The organism is Segatella copri (assembly GCF_002224675.1).
Taxonomy (GTDB): Bacteria; Bacteroidota; Bacteroidia; order Bacteroidales; family Bacteroidaceae; genus Prevotella; species Prevotella copri_U.
This window is the reverse complement of record NZ_NMPZ01000030.1, coordinates 33,309-46,150: the sequence shown is the minus strand read 5'-3', so window position 1 is coordinate 46,150 and position 12,842 is coordinate 33,309. Positions and strand designations below refer to the sequence as shown.

Sequence of the window (12,842 nt, the reverse complement as noted above, 5' to 3'; positions counted from 1 at the left end):
TTTTAAATCCTGCACACAAGGTGAAGAGTGGTGAAGAGTGAGTAAGCACTCTTCACCTCCCGAAATCCCTGTGTTTATCGGGGTTTCAGGCGCAAAGGTGAAGGGTGAAGAGTAAAAAAGAGATTAGGATTCTATACGACGCATCAGAAGAAAACCAGATGCACCAATTCCTCCAATACGAGAGGACGCATCGTTTCTTGCCTCGCCTTGGCATTATATTGCCCTGTACTAGAGCAATATCTTGCCAAGGCGAGGTAAAATATGAAAAGAGGACAGAAGCATTACTACGAATGTGGTAGGGATGAATTAAGCTTCATTTTTAAAACACGGACAAATTGAATTTGTCCGTGTTATTTTTTTAGCCCATTTTTGCTTAAAAACAATGGGCTATGATGCCAAAATCTATGAGCTACAGGGAAGAAATCTATGAGCTACAGGGAAGAAATCTATGAGTTGCAGGAAAGAAAACTATGACTTAGTATTTTTAACATAAAGCACTAAAGCTGCCAAGGAGAATAAGAGGGGTTGGAACGTAAACAGTTGGGAATGAGTAGATTTGCACAAAGTTGCCAAATCGGCATAAAGCAAGCGAGTGAGGAATATTGAAGTAGTTCAGTTACTAAATCGTGAGCCACAGTTACCTATGCAAAGCAGGTAACAATGCGGAAAGGCATCTTTGTGCATCAAAGGATTTTATTCCGATGATTATCAATGCTTTGCGTGTCAAGGAGCGTATCGGTAGCTACGTGAACCATTGCCTTCTCTGTCGAAACTTTGTTTTGCGACAACGGAAGGAGTCTCTCTGTTAGGTATTAATGAGGCTGCAAATACACTTGGCTTGCATACTACATGCGCCAGAGCTACAACTATGGTCCTAGGTGAAGCCCCTTTGCCTTGTATTCTTCATTGGAACCAAACATTAGAATTGTAATAAGCAACAAGACATTGTGGCAGCAAGTGCTTGAATTGCCTTGAATATAAGTTGACGAAGTTCTTTGTCAAAGAGATAAAGGTCGATGGCTTGTTCAAATGTACTACCCAGTTTATAATGATGAAACTGTCTGTCTTCCTCCATATATCGTAGGTAACTGGCAATACGAAAATAACTGATATTGCGAAGCTGCAATTTGGCAGTTGCAATATCTTCTATCACCAGCCCTCTGTTCTGGAGCAAGGCAACCTGTTCATCTACGTTTATCGGTTGTTTGTCGTAATCCATATACCCTTTATAAAAAGCGAAGTCCCACCGTGGTACGCATCGTTGAGAGGCGTGGTGGGATTTGTTGCTGCAAAAATACTCTTTTTTATTGGAAACTCCAAATATTTTCTTCAAAATCTGCTTGTCAAATATGGATTTTAACGTAAAAAGTTCTAATTTCCAAGGTTTTCTCCTTGTAAGCTATGCGAGATTTAGAAAAATATCGTATCTTTGTCCCCGAATTAAGGCGTTCTTTGCATATTGCAAAATACAGAAACGAGCAGAAGTCCGCTCGTTTCCATATTGTTACCTATATTATAAAGGCAAACGCCTAACTTCTTGATATTCAACCAAAGTCCAATTTAGTGTGAGTTAGTTTTGTTAACAAATTAATGCAAAAAGTCATTTTATATACAAAAGAAAAATTGATTTTTTCTTGGTTGATTCGAGAAAAAAGGCGATAGGTGTACTAAATCTTATTGATTCAAGAGTTAGTGCACCTATCGCCTTTTTTGAGTATTCCAAGATAAGCTCTATGAAAAGAGACTTACTTGATCTTCACTTCTATCTTAGTCTTGGCTGCATCAGCGCTGGAGCCGCCAACAAATACCTGGTAAGTGCCAGGAACCACGCGGATGGTGTTGGTCTGGGCATCCCAACCCTCGAAACTCTTGCGAGGAAGATCGATGCTCACCATCTGGCGCTCGCCAGCCTTCAAAGACACACGCTTGAATGCCTTGAGACTCTTGATAGGTCCATCCACGTCATCCATGCGCTTGATATAAACCTGCGCAACTTCGGTACCCTCACGCTTGCCCGTATTCTGCAAGGAGAACATCAGCTTGTAATCAGCATCCTTGCTGCCACGCTTCCTGCTCTTCACCTGCATCAGGGTAGGTTTGCCATACTCGAAAGAGGTATAACTCAAACCATAACCAAATGGGAACAAAGGCTCACCCTTGAAATAACGATAGGTACGATTCTTCATCGTATAATCGAGGAAATCAGGAAGATCGTTCACACTCTTGTAGAAGGTAACCGGAAGCTTGCCCGATGGGTTCACCTCGCCAAAGAGAACCTTGGCTACAGCCTCACCACCCCGTTCACCAGGATACCATGCCTGAAGAATCGCCTCGGCATTCTCTGTCTCAGGAACCATGGCGATGGCACATCCCGAACAGTTGACAAAGACAACACGCTTGCCTGCCTGATGCAGCATGGCGATGACCTGACGCTGAGCCTTCGGCAACTCCAGGTCGGTTCTGTCGCCGCCCTTGAATCCCGGTTCCTCAATCTCAAGCTGCTCGCCCTCCAGGTTTGGAGAGATACCGCCAACGAATACCACGGCATCCGCATCGCCCACCTCTGCCAGAATCTGCTCGCTGGTAGGCTTCGAAGTCTTCAGGATATCAAACTGCATCACAGCCACATCTTCCTTCTGGGTATAATCTATCTGAATCTTAACCGGCTTGCCTGCTTTCAGAGAGAGCGGTTTGATGATAGGCGCCACACGGCCCCAGCACTCTCGCATATTCACGATGGTATCGCCATCCACTATCAGGCGGCAACCGTCATCAATACCCATATTGATGGTAAGATCCTCATCCCTGTCAGGAGTCAACACTCCCTCATAGCGGGCAGAGAAATGAGTAAGATTCACACCCGGTGCAAACACGGTATTACCACCATTGCTCAGATTGATGGCAGTCTTCATCACATCCGTAGCCACCGGCTCGCCCTTCTGATTCTGATTGTTCCAATAGGTAGCCTTCATTCCCTCACGGAAGAGGTTGAAACGGCTCTCCTGCACCTCGTTTCTTGTCAAGGTACAAGCCGGAACATACTTTACCTCAGCCCCCTTCATATAGTTGCGGATGCCCTGGAGGATGGTGGTAGAACTGGTAGGATAACCCGAATAGTTGCCTCGCAGCATGATGGAGTCATTGGCATTAGGTCCCATCACCACAATCTTCTGATTGCGGTTCAATGGCAGCAGCTGGTTTCTGTTCTGAAGAAGTACGATGCCTTCTTCTGCTATTTTCTCAGCCAGATCCTTATGAGCCTTGCAGGCGATGACGTTCTCAGGAATCTGAGTCCACGACACGGTTTCATCCTTATCGAAATCGCCGAGTTTGAAACGAGCCACCAGCAGGCGCTTCAAACTCTGGTTTACCTTATCTTCATTGATCATTCCCGCCTTCACAGCTTTCGGAATAGTACGATAGGCACTGCCGCATTCCAGGTCGGTACCGGCATTCACAGCCTGGGCAGTTGCCTCGGTAGCGGTCTTTGCCGTACCATGATAGCCCGGCATATAGAAATCGTTGACTGCTCCACAATCGGAAGTAATCAATCCCTTGAATCCCCATTCTTCTCTGAGGATCTGGCGCTCAAACTTGGCGTTGGAACAGCAAGGAGCACCATCTATACGCTGATAGGCACACATCACCTCAGCCACATGTCCATCCTGTACCAGCGACTTGAAGGCAGGGAGATAAGTCTCCCACAAATCCCGGGCTGGCAAATTCTCCAGATTGAAGACGTGGCGATTCCACTCCGGACCGCTATGCACGGCGAAATGCTTGGCACAAGCCAGCGTCTTGACATACTGGGGAGCCTTAGACTGATCAGAAGCCAGAACACCAGGAGCCGCCAGCGGCTTGCCGTCGAACGACTGTCCCTGCAGACCATTCACCACGGCAAGTCCCATACGTGTGGTGAGATAAGGATCTTCGCCATAAGTCTCCTGTCCGCGTCCCCATCTAGGATCACGGAAGATATTGACATTCGGAGTCCAGAAGCTCAGACTCTGATATCTCTTTACATTACCCGACTTCTTCGCCACCTGCGCCTTGGCTCTCGCCTCATCGCTTACGGCAGTAAACACCTGATAGAGCAAGGCATCATCCCAGGAAGAAGCCATGTGCATGGTGATAGGGAAAACCGTGGCATATCCGTTGCGTGCCACACCATGCAGCGCCTCGTTCCACCATTGAAACTGAGGGATACCCAGTCGGGAGATGGCAGGCGAAGCATCCATCATCAGTTTCGTCTTCTCCTCCAGGGTCAGGCGTGAAAGCAAGTCATTGGCTCTTGCCTCGGCAGAAAGGTTAGGGTTCTGATAAGGCAACAGCTGATTGGCTGGCTGTTGGGCGTGAGCTGAGAGCGCCAGAGCGGACAGCATGGCCAATGTAAGTATTTGTTTCTTCATAACTACTATTGTTAGTACGTAAATATTATATAGATTCGTTTTAATATGCAAAAATACACATTTTTCCTGAATTCAGAGATAGATGAAGTGTTAAAAAGCTCAACTAGTTTCCATTTTTATGTGATTACTTCCTAATTTTTTCGATTCATTTAAACAATTAAGCCCTTTTTCCTTGCTGATTCCAAATATTAGTGCTAACTTTGCACTCTGAAACAACACTATCTTTTTAGAAGACAAAGATACAAGTAAGCAAGTAAGAAAGATACAACAAGACAGTAAGATCGCAATGACATGGAAAAGATTCTAATAGTTGAAGACGACATCGCATTTGGAACCATGATTCAGACATGGCTCAGAAAGAAGGGATTCGAGGTGGAGAAAACTACTTCGGTCAAGGCCGCCATACAGGTTTGCGAGGAGGCAGAAAGAGGATTCGATCTGGTATTATCAGATCTCCGCCTTCCCGATCACGACGGCATCTTCCTGCTGCAATGGATGAGAAAGCATGGCGTGCAGGTGCCTTTCATCGTGATGACCAGCTATGCAGAAATTCAGAATGTGGTGCTCGCCATGAAATCGGGTGCTACCGATTATGTGGCAAAGCCTTTCCATCCGGAAATCCTTCTGGATAAGATCAAGGAAGCTATCAAGACTCCGAAAAAACAGGATCCGTATGCAGCCTCAGCAGATAGTCTGCGTTCCACAGACACAAATTCTACTCCTACAGACGCAGCACCTGGCAAGCAGGCAGGAAACCAGGCTTCATCTGCCAATGGGGATGTACCCAAATACCTGGAAGGTGAAAGCGAGGCTTCACGCAAGCTCTACAGTTTCGTTTCCCTGGTGGCCCCTACCCCTATGTCGGTACTCATCCTGGGTGCCAGCGGTACAGGTAAGGAATATGTGGCTAGAAGAATCCATGAACTCAGCACAAGAGCCAATAAGCCTTTCTTCGCACTCGACTGCGGTGCCATTCCTAAAGAGGTGGCGGCATCAGAATTCTTCGGTCATGTGAAGGGATCGTTTACGGGAGCAGACCAGGACAAGAAGGGCGCTTTCGAGATTGCCAACGGAGGAACTCTCTTCCTTGATGAGATGGGAAACCTGAACTATGAAGTACAGGTGCAGCTGCTGCGTGCCCTCCAGGAAAGAAAAATCCGTCCGGTGGGAAGCAACAAGGAAATAGATATCGATATCCGACTGGTATGCGCTACCAATGAGAATCTGGCTCAACGCGTGGCAGAAGGCAACTTCCGTGAAGACCTCTACCACCGTATCAACGAGTTTACCATCTACATGCCGGAGCTGAAAGACCGTGGTGCCGACCTCTTCCTCTTTGCCGACCTCTTTATCAAGCACGCCAACAAGGAGCTGAACAGAAATGTGGAAGGACTCGACGGCAAAGCCAAGGAGCGAATTGCCGCCTACAACTGGCCGGGCAACCTGCGAGAATTGAACAATGTGATGAAGCGAGCTACCCTGCTCGCCACCGGAAGATACATCGGAGTAACCGAACTGGAACAGAGTATGGCGCATATCCAGCCACAAGCCCCTACCGCCCTGCACGATGAGGAAACGGAACTGCAGAGAATAGAAGCTGCGCTGAAAGCAGCAGGCGGCAACAAGAGCAAGGCTGCACAATTGCTCGCCGTAGATAGAAAGACACTCTACAATAAGATGAAGAAATATGGTATCTGATAGAAAGAAGTACGGCTTTTGATGATATGGGAAAATGGGGAATCTGATGACCATTCCCCAATTTTTTGGGGAATAATTCCACACTAATTCCACAGTTTCCACAATGTAGAATTCTGGCATAAAAAGTATTTACTGCTGATAATCAAACTATTAGATAATTCTTTCGTTTTTTGGCACGCAGATTGTGATATTAGAAAGTGAACACGCCAATGAGCGGTAACGCAAGCAAGGCTGTTCACAAAGAAAGTAATAAATATAATATTCACAATAAAAAAACAAAAGATTATGAAGAAGTTAGTTTTCGCAGCTATCGCTGCTATGGTTATGGTTTCAGTTAGCAATGTATTCGCCAGCAACAAGATGGCAAGCGTATCATCAGCTGCTCCAGTTGACACAGTAGCTCCAGCAGAACCAGCTGCTCCAGCAGACACAACAGTAGAGAAAGAGACTCCTGCAGAGACACCAGCTGAAACTCCAGCAGAGACTCCAACAGACTCTACAGCAACAGATTCTACTGTAGCAGAGTAATATCACCTTTAAAAAATAGTAATTAACTGAGGAAAAGATAGAATAACACTAGTAATTACGCGTCGCTTTCAATCAGGCAGGAGACTAATGATAGAATTCATTGGTCTCCTGACTTGTTTTTAGCCCTTTTGTTTTCTAATATCATTTTTTTGCATTAACTTTGCAAACAAATATCTATTGAGCAAGATATCAGTCTGCTCATCATTTTAAACGATTTCTCATGCACAAGAACAATATTCCTCTCAAGGTAGCCCTCGGATATAGCGCCATTGCCATTATCATGATTCTGGCAATCAGTCTGGTGTATAGCAACACCAAGAGCATCAATGCCATCAATGAAGCTTCGCGCGAGTATATCCAGAAAAGGGGTGCCGCCGATAGTACCATCTCTTCCCTGCTCAAAGAGGAGCAGAGAAACCTGAAGCAACTGTCTGATGCCATGGCAGGAAGACCTACCCAAAACTATCTGCAGAATAAGGTGAAGAATCTGAATACGGGAAAGGATTCCATACTGGTTCACTCCAAGGCACCTCAAACCCACGAGGCGAAGAAGACTACGGTAGAGGTATTGAAGACCCGAAGGGGATTCTTCCGCCGACTCGCCGATGCCTTCAAGAAGGAGCACGCCGAAACCTTGAGCGTAAAACAGGACAGCAACCGGGCTGTCATCGATTCTGTTACCACCCCAGTAAACGTGGCGGAAAACGTGGCAAACATCCTAGAACAGATAGACAAGAAGGAGAAAGTGGAAACGCAAGGCCACAAGCAGAACATCAATAGGGAGATGGAAGAGCTGAAGATGGTGAGTGCCAAACTCGCCCTGCGCTCCGCCAAACATCTGAGCGATGTGCACCAGCGTGAAAAAGACAACATGCAGGAAGCCATCGAGAAGGCGATGGAAGCAAGAAAGCATCTGTTGTGGCAGATGGAACTGCTCGCCATCGTAGCCTTCTTTGCCATCGTCATCATGATCTGGTTTATCTGGCGCGATGCCAGAAAGGAGCGTATCTACAGGGAAAACCTGGAGGCTGCCAATGAGGAAATCCAGCGTATCATGAACCAGCGCGAACGCCTGCTCCTCACCATCACCCACGATATCAAGGCGCCAGCTGCCTCTATCTCGGGCTTCATCGATCTGATGAAAGATTACGTCAGCAATCCTCAAGGCCTCGAATGCCTCCAGAACATCAAGAACTCTGCTGCTCATCTTTCACATCTCGTTGCCTCGCTGCTCGATTATCATCAGTTGGAGAACGGACTGATGAAGGTTCAGCCTACCTCTTTCTCACCGGCACAACTGGTAGCTGAATCGGTAGAGGGAATGAAATTGCGGGCAGAAGAGAAAGGATTGGAGATTTCATTCGAATGCAAAATGAAGGGGATGGAGTACTTCCGTGCTGATGCCTTCCGTATTCGTCAGATATTGGATAATCTGGTAAGCAACGCCATCAAATATACCGACCGGGGCAGCGTTACCATCCAGGCACAGGTTTCAGAAATTCTGGGCAAGCCTACGCTTACCCTGAGCGTAAAGGATACGGGAAAGGGAATGACCGATGAGGAGAAACAGAAGGTGTTCCAGGCGTTTACCAGATTGAAGAGCGCCCAGGGCATAGAGGGTACCGGTTTGGGATTGTCCATCACCCAGGAACTGGTTTCGCTGCTTGGCGGAGAAATCATCCTCCACTCTACCCTGGGCAAAGGTTCTACCTTCATCGTCACCATCCCTATCGAGCCAGCACCAATGGAGGAGTCTCAGGAAATGGCTCCATCAGAAATTAAGCATGATCCTTCTCCCGATTCTGCTCAAGATAAGGAAGGACAGAATTCCGGCAGCCATCAGGTTACTGATATAAAGAAGAAGCCGGAATTTGCCAACCACAAGATTCTGATTCTGGATGATGACAAGCTGCAGCTCCAGCTTCTCCAGGAGATGTTGCGCCGCATCGTAGGCGACACCTGGCAGGTTTTCGCCTGCAATCATGTGATGGATGCCCTCACCACACTACATAACGAACAGCCTGCCCTGATGCTGATGGATATCGAAATGCCGGAGATGAACGGCATGGATATGATTGCCCACATCAACCATACCAATATGATGGTGGTAGCGATGACGGCTCACGATACAAGCATCCTGGAACAGCTTCTGAAAGCCGGCTTCGATGATTGCCTGTTCAAGCCATTCAGTATGGAGAAACTGTCTGATATTCTGGGAATAGAGTCCCAGCCTCAACTGGATGCCCAGTCTGGAACTCCATCCCAGCCTGATTCATCACTCCAGCCAGTTTTATCATCCCAGCAGAAATCCAATCCTCAGCTGGATGCTCTTCTTGCTTTTGCCGGAGGCGACGAAGAAGCGGCGAAGGAGATTCTTGATACCGTGAAGCAGGAACTTGCCGCGCATCTCACGAATCTGAAAGAAGCCGTAGAAGAGGAATCCTTATCTACCGACCGCATAGGAAAGGCGGCACATAAGCTCCTCCCTATCGCCACCATGATGCAGATGGGATGCCTCGAAGAACTCAAGGATCTCTCCCCAGAACACATCGGCGAGATAGAAGAAGCCGAGATCAGAGAAAAACTGAAGGTTGTGATTACGACCTTATCTGCTGCGGTGTCAGACCTGTATGCTTCTTGAAATAGCGGCAGAAGAAACTGACATCGGCAAAATGAAACTCCCAAGCCATCTCCTTGATGCTTTGCGTGGTCCGCTTAAGATGCATCTTGAGTTGCAGAATCACGTATTGGTCGATGATGGTCTTGGGGGTATGCCCCGTCACCTGATTCACGATGTTGGTCAGATATTTCGAGGAGATATTCATCTGTTCGGCATAATAGTTCACATCTCTTGAAATCTTGTAGTCCCTCTCCAGCAGCATCATAAACCGATTGAACAATTCTCTTACCCGATACGATTTTACTTCATCTGGTCGGTATTGCGGATTGCGCTGAAGATACTCATGAAAACCGATGAAGAATGCCTTCAACTGGCATAATACCAACTGCGAGATGCAGGTACACTCCGACTGGTCGAAATATACCTTCAATAAGCCAAACATCCCATTGATGATGTTTGTCACCACGGGGGTATCCTGCCGACAGCGGTCTTCCCGCAAGGAAGAATACACCGTCTGCTCCAGCTGCAAGCTTGCTTCACGAAGCAAGGAAGGATTATATTTCAGGATTTCGGCCTGGAAACTGTTCGCTGTTTGAGGGGATTTGCAATCCCCATTTTCAGTTTGAGGGGATTTGCAATCCCCGTCAACCTTCAGTTCCACTACATCATTCGGGAAGAGCGTAATCACCGCCCCCTCATAAAGTTCCCAATCCTTATAATTCACATTCAGCCTCGCCTTACCCTTCCGACAAATCAATATCGCTCCGTAAGTCAAAACTAGCGGACCCTCCTGCCATTCCTCCAAACCAGAGCGGAAAAGACTTGCTTCCTGCTGACTGCTTAATTCTGATAATTCCATCTACACCTTATTATATATAGAGTTATTATGTCTCTTTATTCCTATTTCGGTTGCAAAATTACACAAAATATGTGATATAAAAGAACTATTATTCCCAAATCGTCCATCCACTGCGAAATATTTAAAGCGATTGTTCGCTCAAAACTCCGTACCTTTGCACCCGAAATTCAAAAAGTTATGATCAATGATTAAGAACATCTTATTTGTAAGCCTTCTGCTTGCAGGAGGAACCCATTGGGCTTCGGCTCAATCACAAACCACCGAAGGGGCGGCTGCTTCCTTGCCTGCCAGCAAGAAAGAAAACATGACCATCAGCCAACTCTTCCAGAAGGTAGAGGATAACAGCAAAAGTCTTCGTACTTCATTATCAGGAGTAGAAGCAGCCCATCTCGGCATCGAAGCGGCAAAAAGCAAGAAACTGCCCGACCTTGATGCTTCCCTCTCATTCAGCTATATCGGCAATGCGCTGATTACCGACCGTGACTTCAGCAACGTTCATGGTTTGAAATCCCCACATTTCGGCAACAACTTCGCCTTCCAGGCACAGCAGGTGGTTTACGCCGGTGGAGCCATCAACGCAGGTATCAAACTCGCCGAACTCGGAAAGCAGCAGGCAGAAGTAGGCGTGAAACTCACCCGACAGCAGATTCGCTTCATCGCCCTGGGGCAATATCTCGACCTCTATAAGATAGATAACCGCATCAAGGTGTATGAAAAGAACATCGAGTTGACCCGCCAGCTCATCGACGACATCAAGGAGAAACAGACACAAGGCATGGCGCTGAAGAACGATATCACCCGATACGAGCTCCAGATGGAAAGCCTCAAACTCGGTCTGACGGCACTCAGGAACAACCGAAGCATCCTAAACCATCAGCTTTGCAATACCCTAGGAATGAACCAGGGAAGTCAAAAGAATGAAGGAAGCCAGATGAACCAGACAAGCCAGGAGATTCAGATTATCCCCGATGCCACTATCGCCGACAAGACCTACGGCAAGGAGGGTGAGGCTTACTGGCAGACGGCAGGCACCCTGAATTCCCCACTTCTGGAACAGAGCAGTAACGCCATCCGCATCGCCGAACAGAAAGAAAAGATTGCCAAGAGCGACCTTCTTCCAAAAGTAGCTTTCGTTGCTGCAGATAACTTCGATGGACCTATCCTCTTCGAATTGCCACCTGTTGACAAGAACCTCAACGTCTGGTATGTGGGCGTAGGCGTGAAATACAGCCTCAGCTCTCTCTTCAAGAGCAACAAGCGCATCAAGCAGGCTGCCATAGAGACCCGACAGGCAAAAGAGGCACATGCCGTTCAGGCAGAGCAGCTCAACAACAATGTGCAGGCTGCCTACGTGCAGTATCAGCAAACCTACGTAGAACTGGAAACGCAGCGAAAGAGCGTGGAGCTGGCACAGCAGAATTACGACGTGATGAATGCCCGCTATCTCAGCCAGCTCGCTCTGGTTACGGATATGGTGGATGCCTCCAACCTCAAGCTCAATGCCGAGCTCAGTGAGGTGGATGCCCGCATCAACATCGTCTATGCCTACTATCGCATGAAGTATGCGGCAGGAGAAATTTAATTTTAAAAACAGAAATAAGAGTTTTTATCGAAAACAATTATCAAGAGATTATGAGCAAGAAGATTATCAAGAGAATATATAATGTAGTGATTATCCTCCTTTTTCTGGGAGCTATCGGCTGGTGCTTCAGCCATTTCTATCATGGCAGCGATGTGGCTTACACAGATGATGCACAGGTAAACCGCCATATCACCCCTATCAATACCCGTGTACCGGGATTCATCAAGGAGATTCGTTTCAACGACTATCAGCACGTAAAGAAGGGCGATACCCTTGTTATCATCGAGGATGCAGAGTTCCGTCTGCATGTAGCTCAGGCAGAGGCAGGCTTGCGTGGATCCAAGTCAAGTTCTTCGGTGGTAACCGCCAGCATGGGTACCACCAATACCAATGTGCAGACAGCGGCTGCCGGCATCGAGGAGGCTCGTGTGGATATGATGAATGCCAAGCAGGACTTCGACCGTTTTGCGGCTTTGATGAAGAAGGATGCGGTAACCCGTCAGCAATATGACAATGCTTATGCCCGCTATCTGGGAGCCAAGGCACGTTATGAGCAGGCTAGCAGCCGCAAGGCTAGTGCCGCATCGGTTCGCAATGTACAGACCCAGCAGCTCGGCGGTTCCCGTGCCGGAGAGAGCGTGGCAGAGGCACAGCTCAACCTGGCTCGCCTCAACCTTTCCTATACCGTAATCGTGGCAACCTGCGATGGCGTGATGGGAAGAAAGGATATTCACGAAGGCCAGTTGGTACAGCCTGGTCAGATGCTGGCTCGTATCGTGGATGACAACGATGTATGGGTGGTAGCTAACTATCGCGAGACTCAGATGGACGGCATCACCGTGGGAAAGACTGTAGATTTCACCGCCGATGCCATCCCGGGTGTAGTATTCCATGGCAAGGTAGAAGCCCTTTCTGCCGCAGCCGGCAATGCCTATTCCATGATTCCTGTGGATAATGCCACCGGCAACTTCGTAAAGGTAGAGCAGCGCGTGCCTGTTCGCATCGCCCTCACCAAGGACAATGATCCGAAACAGATAGCCCTGCTCCGTGCCGGACTGAACGTAGAGACCAAGGTTCGCATCAAATAGAATGTTCTATAAACTATAAATTATAAACTATCAAGAATGTTCTATAAATTATAAACTA

Annotated in this window: 8 protein-coding genes and 1 pseudogene; 6 read left to right on the top strand and 3 right to left on the bottom strand. The window is 47.5% G+C overall.

The genetic code is table 11. The annotated features are described in order from the left end of the window. Positions 1 to 754 precede the first annotated feature (754 nt). A pseudogene (locus tag CFT61_RS14320) lies at positions 755 to 916 on the top strand (cysteine peptidase family C39 domain-containing protein); the annotation flags it as partial. A 3-nt stretch (positions 917 to 919) separates the two neighbouring features. On the opposite strand, the gene CFT61_RS14315 reads toward CFT61_RS14320, so the two are convergent. Further along, positions 920 to 1,219 (bottom strand): Abi family protein, encoded by a 300-nt coding sequence (locus CFT61_RS14315; RefSeq protein WP_089545074.1) that lies wholly within the window; start codon positions 1,217 to 1,219, stop codon positions 920 to 922. A 526-nt stretch (positions 1,220 to 1,745) separates the two neighbouring features. Continuing rightward, on the bottom strand, positions 1,746 to 4,409 hold the full coding sequence (locus tag CFT61_RS14310) for a glycoside hydrolase family 3 C-terminal domain-containing protein (RefSeq protein ID WP_089545073.1): 2,664 nt from the start codon (positions 4,407 to 4,409) through the stop codon (positions 1,746 to 1,748). A 291-nt stretch (positions 4,410 to 4,700) separates the two neighbouring features. Here CFT61_RS14310 and CFT61_RS14305 point away from each other — a divergent pair, with 291 nt between their 5' ends. From CFT61_RS14305 to CFT61_RS14295, 3 genes are all read left to right on the top strand, one after another. Continuing rightward, on the top strand, positions 4,701 to 6,107 hold the full coding sequence (locus CFT61_RS14305) for a sigma-54-dependent transcriptional regulator (protein ID WP_089545072.1): 1,407 nt from the start codon (positions 4,701 to 4,703) through the stop codon (positions 6,105 to 6,107). Positions 6,108 to 6,392: 285 nt separating this feature from the next. Beyond that, the gene (locus CFT61_RS14300) at positions 6,393 to 6,635 is read left to right on the top strand and encodes a hypothetical protein (RefSeq protein ID WP_089545071.1); all 243 of its coding nucleotides are present in this window, start codon (positions 6,393 to 6,395) and stop codon (positions 6,633 to 6,635) included. A gap of 220 nt (positions 6,636 to 6,855) precedes the next feature. Continuing rightward, positions 6,856 to 9,276 carry a hybrid sensor histidine kinase/response regulator gene (locus CFT61_RS14295; RefSeq protein ID WP_089545070.1) on the top strand — a complete coding sequence of 807 codons (2,421 nt, stop codon included), beginning with the start codon at positions 6,856 to 6,858 and terminating at the stop codon, positions 9,274 to 9,276. Here CFT61_RS14295 and CFT61_RS14290 read toward each other — a convergent pair. Next, complete coding sequence (locus tag CFT61_RS14290; RefSeq protein ID WP_089545069.1) at positions 9,233 to 10,114, bottom strand: helix-turn-helix domain-containing protein; 882 nt, start codon at positions 10,112 to 10,114, stop codon at positions 9,233 to 9,235. The two genes, CFT61_RS14295 and CFT61_RS14290, sit on opposite strands and share 44 nt — an antisense overlap. Before the next feature lie 184 nt (positions 10,115 to 10,298). Here CFT61_RS14290 and CFT61_RS14285 point away from each other — a divergent pair, with 184 nt between their 5' ends. Then, positions 10,299 to 11,696 (top strand): TolC family protein, encoded by a 1,398-nt coding sequence (locus tag CFT61_RS14285; protein WP_089545068.1) that lies wholly within the window; start codon positions 10,299 to 10,301, stop codon positions 11,694 to 11,696. Positions 11,697 to 11,743: 47 nt separating this feature from the next. Further along, entirely contained in the window at positions 11,744 to 12,784 is a 1,041-nt protein-coding gene (locus CFT61_RS14280) for an HlyD family secretion protein (RefSeq protein WP_176425624.1), read from the top strand. Positions 12,785 to 12,842 lie beyond the last annotated feature (58 nt).